This is a genomic window from Kocuria aegyptia (assembly GCF_039530085.1).
Lineage (GTDB): Bacteria > Actinomycetota > Actinomycetes > Actinomycetales > Micrococcaceae > Kocuria > Kocuria aegyptia.
On the sequence record NZ_BAAAOA010000024.1, the window covers coordinates 96750 to 116022 of the forward strand.

Below are 19273 nucleotides of genomic sequence, written 5' to 3' on the forward strand. Positions count from 1 at the left end.
GCAGGTCCGAGGACCTGCCGGCCGATCCCCGTCCTGCGCCGCCGGTCTCGCCCTGCTTGTGACGTCCGGTCCCTGTGGTTCGATGGACGCGGACCCGGGACGGCCCCGGTGCCGTGGGAAGGACGTACATGTTCCTGCTGGGCCCCGAGGCGGATCTCGTCTTCTCCGCGAGCGATCTCGTGCGCGCGGCCGAGTGCCCCTACGCGAGCCTGTGCGTCCTGGACGAGAAGCTGGGCCGGGCGCCCCGCCGGGCCCCGGAGCGGGATGCGATGCTCGCCCGCACGGCCGCGCTGGGCGACGCCCACGAGCACCGGGTCCTGGCCGCGCACCTGGCGGCGTTCGGCCCCTGGGACGCGGCGACCGGGCGGGGCGTGCACGAGGTCGAGCCGGTCCGGCGCATGGACCGGGACGAGCTGACCGCCAAGCACGCCGAGTCGCTGGGCGCCCTGCGCGCGGGGGCCGACGTGGTCTTCCAGGCCTCCTTCTTCGACGGCGGGTTCCACGGCCGCGCCGACTTCCTCGTCCGCCGCCCGGACGGCGCGTACGCGGTGCACGACACCAAGCTCGCCCGGCACGCCAAGGTCACCGCCCTGCTCCAGCTCGCGGCCTACGCCGACCAGCTGGAGCGCGCCGGGGTGGACGTGGCTCCCGACGTCACCCTGGTCCTCGGCGACCGGCGGGAGGCGGTCTTCCCCGTCTCCGAGCACCTGGCGGTCTACCGCGAGCGCCGGGAGCGGTTCGTCGCCGCCGCCACCGCCCACCGGGCGCGGACCGGGCCGGTGGACTGGCAGGAAGACGACGTCGCCCGCTGCGGCCGGTGCGAGCACTGCGCCCGGGCCGTCGCCGAGCACCAGGACCTGCTGCTGACGGCGGGCCTGTCCGTGCGGATGCGCCGTACGTTGCGCGACCGGCACGGGGTGCGCACCGTCGACGAGCTCGCAGTGCTGGAGGACGGGCAGCTCCCCGCCGCGGTGCGGCGGCTACGGGACCAGGCGGCCATGCAGACCGGCCGGGGCGGGGAGGACGGCGCGGTCGAGTACCCGGAGGACGGAGGCACCCGCCGGATCGCCTACCGGGTCACGGCCGCGGACCCGGTGCGGCGGCTGCCCGCCCCCGACGCCGGGGACGTGTTCTTCGACTTCGAGGGCGATCCGCTGTGGCAGGACCCCGAGGATCCGACGTCCTGGGGGCTCGAGTACCTGTTCGGCGTCGTCGAGCAGCCCCCCGGGCCCGGCGCCACCCCCGTCTTCCGGCCGTTCTGGGCGCACTCCCGCGCCCAGGAGCGGGACGCGCTGCGGGCGTTCCTGGACTACGTGGCCGAGCGGCGCCGGCACTTTCCCGGGATGCACGTGTACCACTACGCCAACTACGAGAAGGCGGCCCTGCGCCGGCTCTCCCTGGTGCACGCAGTGGGCGAGGACGCCGTGGACGAGCTGCTGCGCGAGAACGTCCTGGTGGACCTCTACGACACCGTGCGGGGGAGCCTGCGGCTGTCGGAGAGCTCGTACTCCATCAAGAAGCTGGAGCCGCTCTACATGGGCGAGCACCTGCGCACCGGGGACGTCGTGGACGCCGGGGCGTCGGTGGTCGCCTACGCCGACTGGTGCACGGCCCGGGCGGCCGGACGGGCGGACGCCGCGGAGCGGCTGCTGGCCGGGATCGCCGACTACAACGCGTACGACTGCCTCTCGACCCTGCGGCTGCGGGACTGGCTGCTGGGCCTCGCCGGGATCTCCCCGGATCCGGCGGACCACCCGCCGCGCCCCGCCCAGGAGCGGCTCGAGCTGCCCGAGGAGCTGCCGGACGCCGGGATGACGGGTGCCGAGCAGCGCCTGCACGAGCACCTGGACGACCCGGCGGCGCGGGACGCCCTGACGGAGGAGCAGCGCACGGCCGTCGCGATGGTCGCCTCGGCCACCGGCTACCACCGGCGCGAGCGCAAGCAGTACTGGTGGTCCCACTTCGACCGCCTCGAGGGCCCCGTGGAGGACTGGGAGGACACGCGCGACGTGTTCGTGGTCCGGCGCGCGGAGGTGCTCGAGGACTGGGCGAAGGACCCGGCCAAGCGCAGCAGCGCCGCACCCACCCGGCTCCTGCGCCTCGCGGGCCGGTTCGGCGAGGGCTCCACCCCGAAGCCGGGCACCGCCGGGCTGTTCCTGATGTACGGGGCCCCTGTCCCCGCGCACCTCGCCGAGGACGCCGCGCCGCGCGGCAGCGGACGCGCCGGGGACTGGACCGCCGTGCTGGAGGACCTCGAGGAGCACGAGGACGGCACGGCGGTGCTCACCGTGCGCGAACGGCTGAGGACACCGCGGGACGCCCCGGCCCCCGAGCCCTGGGCGGAGCTGCCGATCGCGCTGGGCCCGGCCCAGCCGATCGCCACGCGCTCCCTCGAGGAGTCCCTGCAGGCCCTCGCCGCGCGCACGGCCGACGCCCTGCCCGGGCTGCCCGGGCAGCCGGGCATCGAGCTGCTCCGGCGCCGCGCGCCGCGACCGGCGGACGGCGGCGCCCTGCCCCGCCCGCACGACGGTCCCGACGGCACGATCGACGCCGTGGTGCGGGCCCTGCGCTCCGTGGACCGCAGCTTCCTCGCCGTCCAGGGGCCTCCCGGCAGCGGCAAGACGTTCCTCGGCTCCCACGTGATCGGCCGGCTCGTGGCGTCCGGCTGGCGGATCGGCGTGGTCGCGCAGTCCCACGCCGTCGTCGAGAACCTCCTCACCGGGGTGCTCGAGAAGGGCGGGGTCGCCCCCGAGCGCGTCGGCAAGAAGCCGCCCTCCGGCCGACCCGCGGACCGGGAGGCGCCCTGGCGCGAGATCCCCGGGAAGGACTTCGCGGCGTTCCTGGCGGACGGCGGCGCCGTGGTGGGCGGCACCGCGTGGGACTTCTCCAACGCCAAGCACCTCGAGGACGAGGCCCTGGACCTGCTCGTCGTCGACGAGGCCGGACAGTACTCGCTGGCCAACACCCTGGCCGTGTCCCGCGCCGCGCGGCGCCTGCTGCTGCTGGGAGACCCGCAGCAGCTGCCGCAGGTCTCGCAGGGCACCCACCCCCTGCCCGTGGACGAGTCGGCGCTGGGCTGGCTCTCCCGCGGGGCGCCCACGCTGCCCGCCGAGCACGGCTACTTCCTGGACCGCACCTGGCGGATGCACCCGGAGCTGTGCGCACCGGTCTCCGAGCTCTCCTACGCGGGGCGGCTCGGGTCCGCCGCGGCCGCGAGCCGCCGTGAGCTCACCGGCGTGGCCCCGGGCCTGCACACCTGCTACGTCGAGCACACCGGCAACCGCACGGCCTCCCCCGAGGAGGCCGTGCGCGTCGTGGAGCTGGTCCACGGGTTCGTCGGCACGCCTTGGCGCGCCGGCCCGGGGGTCCCCCCGGTGGCACTGGCGCCCGAGGACGTGCTCGTGGTGGCCGCGTACAACGCCCAGGTCGAGCTCATCGGCCGGGAGCTCACCGCCGCGGGCCTGCGGGACGAGGACGGCGGCGGGGTCCGGGTGGGCACCGTCGACCGCTTCCAGGGTCAGGAGGCCCCCGTGGTGATCGTGTCCATGGCCGCCTCCGCCGCCGACGGCCCGCGCGGCATGGAGTTCCTGCTCTCCCCGCACCGGCTCAACGTGGCGGTCTCCCGGGGGCAGTGGTGCGCCGTGGTGGTGCGCTCCCCCGCCCTGACGGACTACCTGCCCGCCACGCCGGAGGCGCTGCAGGTGCTCGGCCGCTTCACGCGGCTGTGCCGCCGCGGACGGACCGCGGGGCTGCCGTGAGCCCGGAGCGCGTGCCCTACGTCCTGCACTTCGAGTCCAGGACGGTCGTGCTCGGTGAGCCCGCCCACCTGGAGGAGCTGGACGCCCTGTTGCGGCGCGCCGACGTCCCGACCCGCCCCACCTACTGGCACGGCATGCGGCAGGACGATCCCGGGGCGGCGCTCAACAGCGTGGGCACCGACCTCACCGCGGCGCAGTTCTGGGACCGTGTGGACGCCGGGGCGTTCGCCGGCGCCCGGTGGCCCGTGGACCTCGACGGCCCGCTCTACCTCCCGGCGCCACCCCCGTGGCTGCAGCGGGCCCGGGCGTGGGAGTACGACCCCCTGGCGCCGGCCCTGGGTGCGGCGGCACCGGGCGGGTGGCTGCGGACCCCGGGCTGGGCCGGCACCGAGAACAACGACGCCGGGGCGCCCGTAGGACTGCTCCAGCTGACCGACCCGGACTCCTTCTGGGTGCTCGGCTCCGACGCCGACCTGGCGGAGGTCGCCGCCACGGCCAAGGAGCTGGCACCGTTCCGGCAGGGCTTCGACCGGCTCACCGCCTACTTCGGCCCCGACGACCGCATCGGCTGCCTGCGCCTGCCCGTGGTGTGCCGGGAGCCCCTGGAGGACGAGCTCATCGTGCAGGGCGTCGACATCGAACCGCGGTTCTGGGAGTGAGCCCCCGCCGCGCCCCCGCTCCCCCGCGGCCCCCGTGCCCGATACTGGGACCGTGTACGTCGTGACCCTGGACCAGCGCCGCCGCGAGGCCGGCGACCTCGTGCCGGGCCTCCTGCGCCGCCTCGCGGAGCTCGAGACCGTGGTGCCGTTCCAGCGCGCCCGGGCCCACGCCGTCCAGGGCATCACCGCCGACCCCGGCGCCGCGGTCGCGGCCGCGCTCGCCGGGCTGCGCGGCGCGGCCTGGAGCGTGGGGATCGGGGTGGGACCGGTCCGGCTCGAGACGGCGACCGACTCCGAGGGCCGGACGGGCCTGCGCGCCGACGGCCCCGGGACGGCGCACGCGCGCCGAGCCGCCGAGGCCGCCGCCGGGCGGGCGCCGGTGCACGTGGCCGCCGACGACGCGCCGGCCGCGGCGCAGGCGCAGGCCGTGCTGCGGCTGCTGGGCCGGATCGTGGCGGAGCGCAGCGACGCGGAGTGGCGGGTGGTCGACCTGCTCGTGCCCGGGGCCCGCGGCCAGCAGAAGGTCGTGGCCGCCGAGCTCGGCATCTCCCCGCAGGCGGTCTCCAAGGCGGTGGCTCGCTCCCTGTGGCAGGAGGAGCAGGACGCCCGCCCCGCGGCGGCCCGGCTGCTGGGCCTGTGCGAGCCGGACCAGGACTGGTCTGCGGGCGGGGCTCACGGCTCCACGAGGAACCCCTCGGAGAGCATCCACTCGTAGGCGACGTCGGCCGGGTCCCGTCCCTCGACGTCCACCTGCCGGTTGAGCTCCTGCATGACGTCGTCGGTCAGCGCCGCGGCGACCGGTTCCAGGACCTGCTCGAGTTCGGGGAACTCGTCCAGCAGCTCGGTGTTGAAGACCGGGGCGGCGTTGTAGGCGGGGAAGAACTGCCGGTCGTCCTCGAGGACGGTGAGGTCGAGCGCCGGGATGCGGCCGTCCGTGGAGAAGACCTCGCCGATGTTGCACTCGCCGTCGTCCGTGGCCGAGTAGATGGCGCCGGTGTCGTAGATGCCGATGTTGCCCTCGGGCACCTCGCTGCCGCGGTCCAGGTCGTAGTGGGCGAGCAGGGGGGTGAGCCCGTCGCTGCGGGAGTTGAACTCCGACTCCACGCAGAACGTCCGCTCCGCCACCGGCAGGTTCGTGATGTCCGAGACCGTCTCCAGTCCGTTGGCCTCGGCGTACTCGGAACGCACGGCCATGGCGTAGGTGTTGTTGAGGGCCGCCGGGGCGCCCCACGTCAGCCCGTTGTCGAGGTCCGCGTCGTACACGGCCCGCCACTGCTCCTGCTGGTCCGGGATGCCGGTCTCCTCGCCCATGTACGTCAGCCACGCCGTGCCGGTGTACTCGAACGTGAGGTCGGCGTCCCCGGTGAGCATGAGCTCCCGCACGGGCTGGGAGCCGGGGACGTTGGTGATGTCCTCCGTCTCGAAGCCTGCCGCCTGCACGGCCAGCACCCCGACCTTGCCGAGGACGAGCTGTTCGGTGAAGTTCTTGGACGTCACCCGCACCTCCGTGCCTTCGGCGCCCGCGACCGGCTCGATGGAACCGGGCTCGGCGGCGGGCACGTACGCCGTGGAGGGCTCGAGTCCGCAGCCCGTCAGGAGCAGGCCGGCGCCGGCGATCAGCAGGGCGCCGCCGGCAGCACGGGAGGTCCTCATCGCAGTCCCTTCGGGCGCGCGACGTGCTCCACCACGCGGCCGATCCAGTCGATGGCGAGCGCGAGCAGCGCCACGAGGATCGAGCCGGCGATCAGCACCCGCACGAGGTTGAGGTTGACCCCGGTGGTGATCAGCAGACCGAGCCCGCCGCCGTTGACGAACGTGGCCAGGGTCGCGGTGCCGACCACGAGGATCAGGGCGGTGCGCACGCCGGCCAGCATGACCGGCACGGCCAGTGGCAGCTCCACGCGGAGCAGGACCGAGGCGGCGCTCATCCCCATGCCGCGCCCGGCCTCGACGAGGCTGCGGTCCACGCCGTCGAGACCGACCATGGTGTTCCTCAGGACGGGCAGGATCGCGTAGACGATCAGGGCGACCACGGCCGCCCGGAAGCCGAAGCCGAACCAGAAGGCGAACAGGACGATGAGGCCCACGGCGGGGGCCGCCTGGCCGATGTTCGCCAGCGCGATCACCGGGCCGGTGAGGAAGCGCAGTGGCTTCCGGGTCAGGAGGACGCCGACCGGGATCGCGATGAGCAGGACCACCACCGTGGCCACGACCGTCAGCTGCAGGTGCTGCACGGTGTAGTTCCACAGCGACGCGGGGCTCAGGGTCACGGCCTCCGTCTCGGTCAGCTCCGCCGTGGACAGCCACAGCACGAGCAGGCCCAGCGCCACGAGGATCGCCAGGGGCTGCAGGAGCAGGCCCTTCCAGGTGCGCTGGTCCGGTTCCGCCAGGGACGGGCGGGCCCGGGTGGCGTCACCGGTGTCGCCGGGGTCCTGCTCCGCGGCGGGTCGCTCGGTCTGCGTGCTCATCGGTCCCCGCCTCCCGGGCTCGCGCCCACCGCGGGCATCTCGCCCGTGTTGTGGCCGAGGGGCGAGTCCTCGGCGGCCACGGCCCGGCGGGCCTCGGTGATCGCGGCCATGACCGTCTCGACGTAGATGACGCCCTCGAACCGGTCCCGTGCCCCCACGACGAGCGCGGCCCCCGTGCTGGAGACGAGCATCGTGTCCAGCGCGTCGTTGAGCGTGGCGCCCGTGCCGACCAGGGGCAGGCGGTCGTTGCGCTCCCCGGGGACGGTCTCGAAGCGCTCGAGCTGCCGCAGGGAGGGCCAGGACAGCGGCCGGCCGCGGTCGTCGACGACGACGACGTCCCGGGTGCCCGCCTCGTCGATCCGCCCGAGCACCGTCCGGACGTCCTCTCCGGGGCGGGTGGTCACCGCGGGGACGAGGTCGACCTCCCGGACCCGGGTGAGGGTGAGCTGCTTGAGGCCCGCGCCCGAGCCGATGAAGTCCTCCACGAACTGGTCCGCCGGCTCGGCCAGGACGCGCTCCGGGGCGTCGTACTGGACGATCCGGGCGCCCTCGTCGAAGACCGCGATCCAGTCGCCGAGCTTGACCGCCTCGTCGAAATCGTGGGTCACGCACACGATGGTCTTCTGCAGCTCGTGCTGGATGTTGATGAGCTCGTCCTGGAGCCGCTGGCGGGTGATCGGGTCCACGGCCCCGAACGGCTCGTCCATGAGCAGCACGGGCGGGTCCGCGGCCAGGGCCCGGGCCACGCCGACGCGCTGCTGCTGTCCGCCGGAGAGCTCGCGGGGGTACCGGTCGCGGTAGACGGCGGGGTCGAGGGAGACGAGTTCGAGCAGCTCGTCCACGCGGTCGGCGATGAGCTTCTTGTCCCAGCCGAGCATCTTCGGGACCATGCCGATGTTGGTGGCCACGCTCATGTGCGGGAACAGCCCGCCCGCCTGGATGACGTAGCCGATGCCCCGGCGCAGCTCGTCGCCGTTCATCGAGGTCACGTCCTGGCCGCCGATGACGATCCGCCCGTCGGTGGGCTCGATGAGCCGGTTGATCATCTTCAGCGTGGTCGTCTTGCCGCAGCCGGAGGGGCCCACGAGCATGACGATGCTGCCCGCGGGGATCTCGAGCGTCAGGCCGTCCACCGCGGCCTTGGCCTGCCCGGGATAGCGCTTGGAGACGTTCTCGAGCAGGATCCGGGCCCCGGTGACGGAGGAGTCGGTACGGGGGGTGCTCACGGAGTCAGACACGGATACCTCGCGATGTGGTGAGTCGGCCGAGCAGCACGAGCAGCCCGTCCAGAATGAGTGCGACGACGACGACGGCGACCACGCCGGTGACGACCGACGCGAAGGAGTTGGCGCCCCCGAGTCGCGACAGACCGGAGAAGATGAACCCGCCCAGGCCCGGGCCGAGCACGTAGGCGGCGATGGCGGCCACGCCCATCACCATCTGCGCCGAGACCCGCATGCCGGCCTGGATGACCGGCCAGGCCATCGGCAGCTCCACACGCAGGAAGGTCGCCGCCCGGCTCATGCCGAGCCCGCGGGCTGCCTCGACGGTGGCCGGCGGGACCCCGGCGAGTCCGACGAGGGCGTTGCGCAACACGGGGAGGACGGCGAAGAAGGTGACCACGACGACCGCGGGGGTCACCCCGAAGCCCAGCGGGGCGATCAGCAGGCCGATGAGCGCGAAGGACGGGATGGTCAGCCCCACGGCCGAGACGTTGTCGGCCACGGTCGTGAGCCGGTGCGAGCGGTAGCACAGTGCCGCGAGCGCCACCGCGAGGACCGTGGCCAGGACCAGGCACTGGACCACCAGGGAGAAGTGCTGCCAGCTGGCGAAGAGGATCTGCTCCCACCGGTCGGACACGTACTCGATCACGGCACGCCTTTCGGTCGTCGTCGATGACGTGGTCACCCGGTCTGCCGACAAGGTTATCACTCCGCTTTCATGCAAGTGACGCAGCTCACATGCGCCGGAGCGCTGCCGGAGCCGTTGTCCGGCGGCGTGCGGGTTGGCAGACTCGGGCCATGACGGAGCCCCGGGACACGTACGACGTCGTGGTGATCGGCGGTGGACCCGTCGGCGAGAACGCGGTCGGCCGCGTGCTGCGGGGCGGACTGAGCGCCGTGCTCGTCGAGGCCGGGCTCGTCGGCGGGGAGTGCTCCTACTGGGCGTGCACGCCGTCGAAGGCGCTGCTGCGCCCGGGCGCGGCCGTCGGGGCCGCCCGCGCCGTGGCCGGGGCGGCGGAGGCTGTCACCGGCCCGCTGGACGCGGCAGCGGTGCTGCGCCGCCGCGACGGGTTCGCGGCCCACTGGGACGACACCGGCCAGGTCGACTGGCTGGCCGGGGTCGGCGCGGACCTGGTCCGGGGCCGGGGCGCTCTGGCCGGGCCCCGGCGGGTCCGGGTCACTGCCGGGGACGGCGGCGTCCGGATGCTGGAGGCCCGCCACGCCGTGGTGCTGGCCACGGGCTCGCGCCCCGTCGTGCCGCCGGTCCCGGGTCTGGCGGACGTGCCGTTCTGGGGCACGCGGGACGCCACCGCCGCGCAGGAGGTCCCCGGGTCCCTCGCGGTGCTCGGCGGGGGTGTGGCCGGCACCGAGCTCGCGCAGGCCTTCGCCCGGATGGGCTCCCGGGTCACGGTGGTCGCCCGCAGCCGGTTGCTGAGCTCCTTCCCGCCCCCGGCCGCGCGGCTGGTCCGCGAGGCCCTGGACGCCGAGGGGGTCACGCTCGTGGAGGGACGGGCCACGGAGCGGGTCCGGTCCGGCGCCGGCGGCGTCGAGCTCGTGCTCGAGGGCGGCGGGACCGTCTCCGCGCAGCGGCTGCTGGTGAGCACGGGGCGGCGGCCCGCCCTGGCGGGCCTGGGACTCGAGGAGCTCGGCCTGGACCCCGATGCGCTGCAGGTCGACCGCTCGGGCCTGGTGGCGGGCGCGGAGGGCGCCTGGCTCTACGCGGCCGGGGACGCGGCGGGCGGGCCGTTGCTGACCCACCAGGGGAAGTACCAGGCACGCGCCGTCGCGGACGCGGTCGTGGCCCGCGCGACCGGCCGGCTGACGGCGCCCCCGCCCCCGTGGTCCCCGTTCGCGTCCACGGCCGACGGGTGTGCCGTGCCGCAGGTCGTCTTCACCGACCCCGCGGTGGCCTCGGTGGGCCGTTCCGCCGAGCAGGCCCGCGAGGACGGCCTGGAGGTGGACGTCGTGGAGCACGCCATCGACGTGGCCGGGGCGTTCCTGCACCGCGACGACTACCGCGGCTGGGCCCAGCTGGTGGTCGACCGGCGGCGCCGGACCGTGGTGGGAGCGACCTTCGCCGGCCCGGACGTGACCGAGCTGCTGCACGCGGCGACCGTCGCCGTGGTCGGCGAGGTGCCGTTGGAGCGGCTGTGGCACGCGGTGCCCGTCTTCCCCACCGTCAGCGAGGTGTGGCTGCGGCTGCTCGAGGAGTACGGGCTGTGACCCGCGGTCCTCAGAGCAGCGAGCGCAGCACGCGGGCCACGCCGTCCTCGTAGACCGTGTGCGTCACCTCGTGGCACGCGGCCGCGACCTCGTCCGGGGACTGGCCCATGGCCACGCCGCGGGCGGCCCAGTCGAGCATCTCGATGTCGTTGCGGCCGTCCCCGACGGCGACCGTGTGGGACGGGTCCACGCCGAGCCGGCGCCGGATCTGCTCCAGGGCGCTGGCCTTGGAGACGCCGTTGGCGGCGATGTCCAGCCAGGCGCTCCAGCCCACGGAGTAGGTCACGCCGTGCAGCCCGGCCTCGTCGATCGCCAGGGCGAACTCCTCCGGGGTGTGCTCGGTGCTGTACACCACCATGCGCACGGCCTGCATCCGCGCCAGCTGGTGCAGGTCCACGCCGATCGCCTCGATGCCGAAGGACGCGTCCTGGAAGCGTTCCGTGGAGTAGAAGGACCCGTCCTCGGTCTCGAGGGCGAACTTCGCGGTGGGCAGGCGTTGCTCGAGGGCCTCGAGGGCCTGGCCCGGGTCGAAGGAGACGCACTCGAGCACCCGGTGGTACTCCGGCAGCTCCGGGTCCAGCTCGAGCGTCATGCCGCCGTTGGAGCACACGGCGTAGCCGCGCTCCTGGCCGATGAGCTCGACCACGGGCAGGGTCGCCCCCTTGGAGCGGCCGGTGGAGATGACCACGTGGTGACCGGCCTCGAGCACGGCGGCGGCGGCCTCGCGCACCGTCCGGGACATGTGGCCGTCGTGGTCGACGAGCGTTCCGTCGACGTCGAGGGCCACCAGGTACTGGACGCCCGCCTCCTTCTTCCACCCGTTCGAGCGGGGAGGCTGGACCTTGAGGGGGATCCGGACGTCCGCGGCGGAGCGCGCGGGCGCGGTGGTGCCGCCGGCCGTGTCGCTGAGGTCTTCCGAGTGCTCGACCTTCAGCGGGACGGTGGAGTTGATGCCGACGAGTTCGTGCTGGTCCTCGGTGCCAGCGGTCTTTTCTTTTGTCATGCGGGACATGGTGCCACATCACACCGACGAGATGGCCGGGATTTCGATGTGAGCTGAACGGGAGCCGAACGGCGCCGGGCGGCTCAGCGACGGACGGGGATGATCTCCTGGCCGCGCAGGTAGGGCCGCAGCGCCTCGGGGATGCGCACCGACCCGTCGGCCTGCTGGTGGGTCTCGAGGATGGCGGCCAGCCAGCGGGTGGTCGCCAGCGTGCCGTTGAGAGTGGCCACCGTGCGGGTGCCGCCCTTGCGGACCCGGCCGGCGGCGTCCGTGGTCTCGGGCAGCCGCTCCCGGATGTTGAGACGCCGCGCCTGGTAGGTGGTGCAGTTCGAGGTCGAGGTCAGCTCCCGGTACTTGCCCTGGGTGGGCACCCACGCCTCGCAGTCGAACTTGCGGGCCGCGGAGGTGCCGAGGTCCCCGGCGGCGGTGTCGATCACCCGGTAGGCGAGCTCGCACTTGGCGAGCATCTCCTCCTCCCACGCGAGCATCCGCGCGTGCTCCGCCTCCGCGTCCTCCGGGGAGCAGTAGACGAACATCTCGAGCTTGTTGAACTGGTGCACGCGGATGATGCCCCGGGTGTCCCTGCCCCCGGAACCGGCCTCGCGGCGGTAGCAGGAGGACCAGCCGGCGTAGCGCAGCGGGCCGTCCGAGAGGTCCAGGATCTCGTCGGCGTGGAACCCTGCGAGGGGCACCTCCGAGGTGCCCACGAGGTAGAGGTCGTCCTTGCCCACGTGGTAGATCTCGTCGGAGTGCGAGACGTCGAAGCCCGTGCCGCTCATGATCTCGGGGCGCACGAGGTTCGGGGTGGTCATGGGGACGAACCCGTTGTCCACGGCCTGGTCCTGGCCCATGAGCAGCAGGGCGGTCTCGAGCCGGGCGACGTCCCGCTTGAGGAAGTAGAAGCGCGCGCCGGAGACCTTGGAGCCGCGTTCCATGTCGATGCCGTCCACCAGCTCGCCGATCTCGAGGTGGTCCTTCGGCTCGAGCCCCTCGGCGGCGAAGTCGCGGGGCTCCCCGACGGTCCTGAGCAGGACGTAGTCGTCCTCACCGCCCGTGGGAACGCCGTCGAGGACGAGGTTGTCCACGACCGCGACGAGCTCGTCCTGCCGGGCCCGGGCGGCCTCCGACGCCGCCTGCGCCTCCTTGACCCGGGCCGCCAGCTCCTTGACCTGCGCGAGCAGCGCCTGCTTCTGCTCGCCCTGGGCCCGGGCCACCTGCTTGCCGAAGGCGTTCTGCTCGGCCCGCAGGGACTCGTACGCCGTGATCAGCTCGCGGCGTTCGACGTCCGCCTCCAGGATCCGGTCGATCAGGGAGGCGTCCGCTCCGCGGGCGCGCTGCGAGGCACGGAAGACGTCGGGGTTCTCACGGAGCTCGTTGATGTCGATCACCCTGACAGGGTACCCAAGTCCTCGGGACACGACCGGGTTAGGGTGGAGGCCCATCGCGATCCGCCCGGCGCCCCGGGCCCGCGGCGTCCTGCTGCGGGGCCACCGCCCCACCGCACGGTGCCACCGGTCCCCGGCGCCGCAGAACCGAGGAGTCCTTCCGTGACCGCCACTCCAGTGGCCCCGAAACGGGTCGCCGTCGTCATCAATCCGATCAAGGCCGACGCGGACGTCGCCCGCGACGCGATCACGATCGGGTGCCGCAAGGGCGGCTTCCCAGACCCCGTGTTCCTCGAGACGGCGGAGGACGACCCAGGTGCCGCCATGACCCGGGCAGCGCTCGAGCAGGACGTCGACCTGATCGTCGCCGCCGGCGGCGACGGCACCGTCCGGGCCGTGGCGGAGGCCCTCATCGGTCACGGCACCCCGCTGGGCCTCATCCCGCTGGGCACCGGCAACCTCCTGGCCCGCAACCTGGGCGCCGACCTGGGCGATCCGCACCGCAACGTGGACATCGCTCTCTTCGGCGCGGAGCGCGCCATCGACATGGCCACGTTCCGCGTGGAGCTCGAGGACGGGACGGTGCGCGACCACGCGTTCTGCGTCATGGGCGGGGCCGGCTTCGACGCCCAGATCATGACGGACACCCGGGACGAGCTGAAGAAGCTGGTGGGCTGGGCGGCCTACGGGGAGGCCGGGGTCCGGCACCTGTTCGCGCCCCCGCGGTGGGCCCGGTTCCGGATCGACGACGGCGAGTGGCAGAGCCGCCGGGTCCGCTCCGTGATGGCCGCCAACTGCGGGATCCTGACCGCGGGCATGATCCTGGTGCCGCAGGCGAAGATCAACGACGGCGTGCTGGACCTCGTGGTGATGTCCCCGCGCAGCACGCTGGAGTGGGCGTTGATGGCCGCCAAGGTCGTGTTCCGGCAACGGCGGGACCTGCCCGTGATCGAGTTCTTCGCCGCCAAGAAGGTGCGCGTGGAGTTCCACGAGCCCATCGAGTCCCAGATGGACGGGGACGGCACCGGGCTGATCAACGGGTTCGAGTCCGAGATCCTCCCGGGCGCGCTCTCCGTGCGGGTGCCGCCCTCCCAGGGCGACTGACCCGCGCCGGCGCCCCGGTCCCGGGTGCCGTTGGGCTCAGTCGGCGGCGTCGGGCCGGCGGCTCAGGCCCGCCACGAACGCGCCCACGAGGGCGAGCACGGCCAACCCCACGGCCACGAGCGGGCCCCGTCCGCGCTCCGCGAGCGCGGGGCCCGGCTCCTGGACGACGCGGGAGGCCGGCACGAGCTCGAGCGCGTCGGCGGCCCGCGGGTCGCCGACGACGGGGCTCGGGCCGCTCTCGACACGGGCCACCTGGGCGGGCTCGGGCGGCACGGCCACAGCGGCCGGCGGAGCGGCGAGCGCGCAGGCCAGGAGGGCCGGTGCGGCGGCGAGGGCGAGACGGCGGGCGGCGGGAGCAGGCATGGTGGCACCTCCGGTCGGGCTCGGTCCCGACCCGGGGGGTCGATCGACACCGGCTGAAGATCGCAGGCACGGACGCGCCCGCACTGCCCATGTTGCATGTATTCGCAACTGCTAACAAGCGGGGGTGCCGTGCGCGTCCTCCCGTTACGCGGGGCCCGCCGAGCCCGGTGCGGGCAGGGACTCCGGGGTCGGGCGGTGGTGTCCCTGCAGGGCCGCCACCCAGGCCTCGGCCTCGCGGAAGGCGCCGTCGGAGTGGTGCCGGGCGACGGTCGCCACCTTGTGGTCCGCCCGCGGATAGGAGCCCAGGAAACGCGTGCTGGGACAGACGCGGCGCAGCCCCTCGAGGGCGTCGGCCACCCGGGCGTCGAGGATGTGCCCGTCCACGTCCACGCTGAAGAAGTACTCCCCCAGGAAGTTGCCCGTGGGCCGGGACTCGATCCGAGAGAGGTTGACCCCGCGGGTCGCGAACTGCTCCAGGATCTCCATGAGGGCCCCGGCCCGGTCCTCCCACAGGGGGATGACGAGCGTGGTCCGGTCCGCTCCCGTGCGCGGCGGCAGGGGCGCCTCCGGCCGGGCCACGAGCACGAACCGGGTGACGGCGGCCCTGTTGTCCCCGATGTCCGCCGCCAGCACCTCGAGCTCGGGGTGCTGCTCGACGACCACCGGCGAGCAGACCGCCGCGTCGAAGCCGGTGCGGGACGCCGGCTCCTCGCGCTCCGTCCCGCCGGGGAGCAGCGCGAGCGCCGCGGCCGCCGTGGAGGACGCCGGGACGTAGTCCACACCCGGCAGCCGGTCGTCCATCCAGCCCCGCACCTGGGCCCAGGCGTGGGAGTGCGTGGAGACCCGCCGGACGTCGGCGAGCGTCGTGCCCGGCGCGGCCACGAGGACGAAGCTGATGGGCACCAGCGCCTCGCGGACGATGCGCAGCTCGCTGCCGGTGGCCACGGCGTCGAGGGTCGCGGTCACGCCGCCCTCCACGGAGTTCTCGATGGGCACCATGGCGGCGTCGACCTCCCCGGCACGGACGGCCGCGAGCGCCACGGGCACGGAGGACACGGGGCGGCGCTCGGCCCCCCGGGCACCCTCCACGCTCAGCAGAGCCGCCTCGGTGAAGGTGCCGGCGGGGCCCAGGTAGGCGTACCTCAACGGACGTTCGGGGTCTCGCCCGTCTCGGACACCATCGGCTTCTCGGCGTCCATCCACGCGCCCATGCCGCCCAGGACGTTGATGGGGTCGAAGCCGTACTGCTGGAGGTACGCCGTCGCCTTGAGGGACCGCCCGCCGGAGCGGCAGATGACGTACACGTCCTCGTCCACCGGCACCTCGCCGTAGCGCTCCGGGAGCTGCCGGAGCGGGATGTGCTGGGCGCCCTCGATGTGCCCGGCCTCCCACTCCTCGTCCTCGCGCACGTCCAGCACGCGCGCGCCCTCGGGGATCTCCTCCACCGAGGCGCTGGGCAGGTTGTCCAGGTTGTCCATCGTCCGGGTCCTCTCGTCGGGAACGGGTTCCTGCGGAACAGCCTAGTCCTCGGGCACGGGGGACGGCGCGTCGGCTCCGCGCCCGGCGACCGGCCCGGGGCTCCGCCGGCCACGACACGCTGCCGTGCGCGCCGTGGACGATCCGGGATGTCCAGGCGGCGCACAGGAACGAAACAATCCCTGTATAAATTGTGCCCTCACCGCCGGGAGTGCCGTGCGGCGGGTCCGACCTGGCACCTCGTCCCGGGGTCCTCGACAGAAGGAAGAACTCCCATGAGCACCACCGAACCCCGCAGCACGGGGCCCGACGCCCCGGACCGCGAGGACCACGGCTTCAAGAAGGTCCTCGGCCGCCTGGACGCGATCGCCCTCGGCTTCGGCGCGATGATCGGCTTCGGCTGGGTCATCCTCACCGGCGACTGGCTCGCCGAGGCCGGGACCATGGGCGCCGTGCTGGCCCTCGTCACCGGCGGGATCATCATGGCCGTGGTCGGCCTGGTCTACGGCGAGCTCGTCGCCGCGATGCCGTACGCGGGCGGGGAGCACAACTACCTCCTGCGCGGCATGGGCGCGCGCTGGGCGTTCGTGGGGTCCTGGGCCATCACCGGCGGCTACATCACCATCGTGGCGTTCGAGGCCGTCGCGGTGCCCCGCACCGCGCAGTACATCTTCCCGGGCCTGAGCCAGATCCCGCTGTGGACGGTGGCCGGCTTCGAGGTGAACCTGACCTGGGCGCTGGTGGGGTCGCTGACGGCCCTGCTCATCACCGGGATCAACATCCGCGGCGTCAAGCACGCCTCCATGGTGCAGATCTTCGTCATCCTCTTCCTGCTGATCGTGGGGCTCATGATGCTCTTCGGCGCCTTCACCGAGGGCTCCGCGGCCACCATGGAACCGTTCTTCACCCCCGGCACCGCGGGCTTCTTCCTCGTGCTCGTGACCGTCCCGTTCCTGTTCGTCGGCTTCGACGTCATCCCCCAGGTGTCGGAGGAGATGCACCTCCCGCCGAAGCAGCTCGGCGGCACCATCATCGTCTCCGTGCTGCTCGCCGCCGCCTGGTACGTGATGGTCGTGCTCACCACCTCCGCGTCCATGTCCGCCGAGGAGCTCTCCGGCGCGGACATCGCCGTGGCCGACGCCATGGGCTCCGCCTTCGACAGCACGCTCGTGGCCAACCTGCTCATCGCCGGCGGCCTCGCCGGCATCCTGACCTCCTGGAACTCCCTCCTCATGGGAGCCTCCCGCCTGCTGTGGGCGCTGGGCAACTCCCGGATGGTGCCGCAGTGGTTCGGCCGCCTGCACCCGAAGTACGGCACCCCGGCCAACGCCCTGCTCTTCGTGGGCGCCCTGTCCTTCGTCGCGCCGTTCTTCGGCGCGGAGATGCTCGGCTGGCTCGTCGACTCCGGCTCCCCGTCCATCGTGATCGCCTACGCCCTGGTCTCCGTGGTCTTCGTGCTCCTGCGCCGGCGCGAGCCGGGCATGGAGCGACCCTTCCGGATCGGCGGCCGCGGCCACGGCGGCACGGCGATCGGCGTGCTCTCGGTCGTGCTGTGCCTCGCCCTGATCAGCCTGTACCTGCCCGGGATGCCCGCCTTCCTGAGCACGCCCGCCTGGACGATCTTCGGGCTGTGGTGGCTGCTCGGGCTCGTGTTCCTGCTGCGCATCCCCACCGGGATCCGTCCGGGCCCGGACGCCGAGCACCGGCTCGTCGCCGAGGTCGAGCGCCGCAGGCAGCGCAGCTGAGGCCGCCGCCGCGCCGGGGACCGCTGCTCTAGGCTGTCCCCGGCGCGCCGAGAAGGAGGAGGACTGCCCATGGTCACGGTCGCGCAGGTGCTCGGCCTTCCCGGACTCGGGCTGGAGCCCGTCGTCGAGGCGGACACCGACCTGCCCGTGAGCTGGGTGGTGACCAGCGAGCTCGCCGACCCCACCCCGTACCTCGAGGGCGGTGAGATCCTCCTGCTGACCGGCATCCACGCCTCCGCCCGGGCGCACTCCTGGACCGAGTACGTCCGCCGGCTCACGGACCGGGGCGTGGTGGCACTGGGCCTGGGCGTGGGCGAGCAGCTGTCCTACCTCCACGTGCCGGACGCTCTCACCGCCGCGTGCCGGGACTCCGGGCTGACCCTGTTCAGGGTGCCCGAGCGCACGCCCTTCCTGGGCATCATCCGCGCCGCGGCCGAGATGCAGGCGGCCGAGGCACGCACCGCCCTCGAGGCGATGCTGTCGGAGCAGCGGCGCCTGACCCGGGCGGCCGTGGGCCGTGACGGCCCGGCCCGCGTGGTCCGCACGCTGGTGCCGGTGCTCGGCGGCGGCTGGGCGGGCGTCTGCACGGCGGACGCCCGGATCGTGGAGCGATCCGGCCCCGGACTGCCCCAGCTGCCCGCGGGCCGGACGCTCGCCGAGCTCCTCGACCGGCTGCGCCCGGCCGGGCTGCGCGGGTCCCTGAGCGAGTCCGGCCCGGCGGGCACGGTGGCCGTCCATCCCCTCGGGGTGGACGGCGTCCCCCAGAGCTACCTCGTGGTGGCCCTGCCCGGCCCGGCCGACCCCGTCCGGACCGGCGTGATCGCGACCGCCGTGGCCCTGCTCTCGCTGCACGCGGAGCGCGCCGCGGAGCAGGCGCTGTTCCGCCGCCGGGTCCGCGCCGGAGCCCTCGCCCTCCTGCTCAACGGCGAGGTGCGCTCTGCGGACGCGCTGCTGGGGGTGGCGGACGACACGACGTGGTCGACGGCGCCCCGGGTGCGGGTGGTCCGTCTGCGCGGTGGTGCCGCGGAGTTCCGAGACGGCGTGCGGCGCCTCGAGGCGCGCACCTCCTCCGGCACGAGACCCGTGCTCGTCGGGGCCCCGGCCACGGAGCCCGACGGCGAGCAGACCGCCGCGGTGCTGCTGGAGGACCTCCCGGAGCGGCTGGCCGAGGTGCGTGCCGCCGTCGAGGCCTCCGGACTGCGGGCCGGCATCGGCGGTCCGTCGGCCGTGCACGAGACGGAGGCGAGCGACCGGGAGGCCCGCGAGGCCCTGGACCGCACCACGGAGCGCCGGCGCGTCGGCACGTGGGACGACCTCGTGGCGGGCGGCGTCGCCGGTCTCCTGCCGCCCGAGACGGCCCGGGCCTGGGCCCGGCAGCTGCTGCGCCCTGTCGACCGGGCCGGGCGGCTGCCGCTGCTGCGCACGTTCCTCGCGCACAACGGCAACCGGAGCGGGACGGCCGGGGCCCTGGGCATCCACCGCAACACCCTCCAGCAGCGGCTGCAGGAGATCGAGGAGGCGCTCGGCCGGTCCGTGGACGACCCGCAGCTGCGCGCGGAGCTGTGGATCGCCCTGCGCCTGTCCGATCGGCCCGACCGGTCGGCGCCGTAGTCCGCCGTCACCCCCTGTGCACTGTGCACCAAAACTCCCTGAAGATTAAGCACCCTGCTGAGTCCTCCCGGCGCTAGCCTGGAGCAGTCGAGGGGCCGCGGCGGCCACTCGACATCGGCTCCGCCCCGGCTCGGCGTCCCACGGTGACGACGTCCCCGCGGAGGAGCTCGTCCGGAGTCCTACGATGGACGGGCGGGCGCGGTGCTGTTGCCCGCCCGTCCGACGAACCCCTTTCGACGCAGCACGGGGCCACCG

General features: G+C 74.1%; 16 protein-coding genes. 7 read left to right on the forward strand and 9 right to left on the reverse strand.

Going from position 1 to position 19273, the window contains the following annotated elements:
• The first annotated feature begins 128 nt into the window (after positions 1 to 128).
• From ABD220_RS10690 to ABD220_RS10700, 3 genes are read left to right on the forward strand one after another with little or no spacing between them, the layout of a single operon-like run.
• Entirely contained in the window at positions 129 to 3758 is a 3630-nt protein-coding gene (locus ABD220_RS10690) for a TM0106 family RecB-like putative nuclease (protein WP_344122394.1), read from the forward strand.
• The gene (locus ABD220_RS10695) at positions 3755 to 4417 is read left to right on the forward strand and encodes a hypothetical protein (RefSeq protein ID WP_344122396.1); all 663 of its coding nucleotides are present in this window, start codon (positions 3755 to 3757) and stop codon (positions 4415 to 4417) included. The genes ABD220_RS10690 and ABD220_RS10695 overlap by 4 nt, the downstream gene beginning before the upstream one ends.
• Positions 4418 to 4469: 52 nt before the next feature.
• Positions 4470 to 5132 carry a hypothetical protein gene (locus ABD220_RS10700; RefSeq protein ID WP_425552551.1) on the forward strand — a complete coding sequence of 221 codons (663 nt, stop codon included), beginning with the start codon at positions 4470 to 4472 and terminating at the stop codon, positions 5130 to 5132.
• Here ABD220_RS10700 and ABD220_RS10705 read toward each other — a convergent pair.
• Genes ABD220_RS10705 through ABD220_RS10720 form a run of 4 tightly spaced genes read right to left on the reverse strand, consistent with a single transcriptional unit; the run spans position 5090 to position 8757 of the window.
• Positions 5090 to 6070, reverse strand: coding sequence for a glycine betaine ABC transporter substrate-binding protein (locus tag ABD220_RS10705; protein WP_344122400.1), 981 nt, complete (start codon positions 6068 to 6070; stop codon positions 5090 to 5092). The two genes, ABD220_RS10700 and ABD220_RS10705, sit on opposite strands and share 43 nt — an antisense overlap.
• Positions 6067 to 6885, reverse strand: coding sequence for an ABC transporter permease (locus tag ABD220_RS10710; protein WP_344122402.1), 819 nt, complete (start codon positions 6883 to 6885; stop codon positions 6067 to 6069). Before ABD220_RS10710 ends, ABD220_RS10705 begins: the two co-directional genes overlap by 4 nt.
• The gene (locus tag ABD220_RS10715) at positions 6882 to 8123 is read right to left on the reverse strand and encodes an ABC transporter ATP-binding protein (protein WP_344122404.1); all 1242 of its coding nucleotides are present in this window, start codon (positions 8121 to 8123) and stop codon (positions 6882 to 6884) included. The genes ABD220_RS10710 and ABD220_RS10715 overlap by 4 nt, the downstream gene beginning before the upstream one ends.
• Entirely contained in the window at positions 8116 to 8757 is a 642-nt protein-coding gene (locus ABD220_RS10720; protein WP_344122406.1) for an ABC transporter permease, read from the reverse strand. The genes ABD220_RS10715 and ABD220_RS10720 overlap by 8 nt, the downstream gene beginning before the upstream one ends.
• Before the next feature lie 149 nt (positions 8758 to 8906).
• Between ABD220_RS10720 and ABD220_RS10725 the strand changes: the two genes are divergently transcribed.
• Positions 8907 to 10331, forward strand: coding sequence for a dihydrolipoyl dehydrogenase family protein (locus ABD220_RS10725; protein ID WP_344122408.1), 1425 nt, complete (start codon positions 8907 to 8909; stop codon positions 10329 to 10331).
• A 10-nt stretch (positions 10332 to 10341) separates the two neighbouring features.
• Here ABD220_RS10725 and ABD220_RS10730 read toward each other — a convergent pair whose 3' ends face one another.
• Together ABD220_RS10730 and serS are read right to left on the reverse strand one after the other, a co-directional pair.
• Positions 10342 to 11343 (reverse strand): HAD family hydrolase, encoded by a 1002-nt coding sequence (locus ABD220_RS10730; protein WP_344122410.1) that lies wholly within the window; start codon positions 11341 to 11343, stop codon positions 10342 to 10344.
• Positions 11344 to 11417: 74 nt separating this feature from the next.
• Positions 11418 to 12722, reverse strand: coding sequence for a serine--tRNA ligase (gene serS / locus ABD220_RS10735; RefSeq protein WP_344122411.1), 1305 nt, complete (start codon positions 12720 to 12722; stop codon positions 11418 to 11420).
• Positions 12723 to 12881: 159 nt separating this feature from the next.
• On the opposite strand from serS, the gene ABD220_RS10740 reads away from it, so the two are divergent.
• Positions 12882 to 13823, forward strand: a complete 942-nt coding sequence (locus ABD220_RS10740; protein WP_344122413.1) for a diacylglycerol/lipid kinase family protein — start codon at positions 12882 to 12884, stop codon at positions 13821 to 13823.
• Positions 13824 to 13859: 36 nt separating this feature from the next.
• On the opposite strand, the gene ABD220_RS10745 is transcribed toward ABD220_RS10740, so the two are convergent.
• The 3 genes from ABD220_RS10745 to ABD220_RS10755 form a co-directional block, all read right to left on the reverse strand.
• Positions 13860 to 14186 carry a hypothetical protein gene (locus ABD220_RS10745; protein WP_344122415.1) on the reverse strand — a complete coding sequence of 109 codons (327 nt, stop codon included), beginning with the start codon at positions 14184 to 14186 and terminating at the stop codon, positions 13860 to 13862.
• A 144-nt stretch (positions 14187 to 14330) separates the two neighbouring features.
• On the reverse strand, positions 14331 to 15332 hold the full coding sequence (gene pheA / locus ABD220_RS10750; protein WP_344122417.1) for a prephenate dehydratase: 1002 nt from the start codon (positions 15330 to 15332) through the stop codon (positions 14331 to 14333).
• Complete coding sequence (locus ABD220_RS10755; RefSeq protein WP_344122419.1) at positions 15329 to 15664, reverse strand: rhodanese-like domain-containing protein; 336 nt, start codon at positions 15662 to 15664, stop codon at positions 15329 to 15331. Before ABD220_RS10755 ends, pheA begins: the two co-directional genes overlap by 4 nt.
• Before the next feature lie 273 nt (positions 15665 to 15937).
• Between ABD220_RS10755 and ABD220_RS10760 the strand changes: the two genes are divergently transcribed.
• On the forward strand, positions 15938 to 17407 hold the full coding sequence (locus tag ABD220_RS10760; RefSeq protein ID WP_344122421.1) for an APC family permease: 1470 nt from the start codon (positions 15938 to 15940) through the stop codon (positions 17405 to 17407).
• Positions 17408 to 17476: 69 nt separating this feature from the next.
• On the forward strand, positions 17477 to 19018 hold the full coding sequence (locus ABD220_RS10765) for a PucR family transcriptional regulator (RefSeq protein ID WP_344122423.1): 1542 nt from the start codon (positions 17477 to 17479) through the stop codon (positions 19016 to 19018).
• Positions 19019 to 19273: the final 255 nt, after the last annotated feature.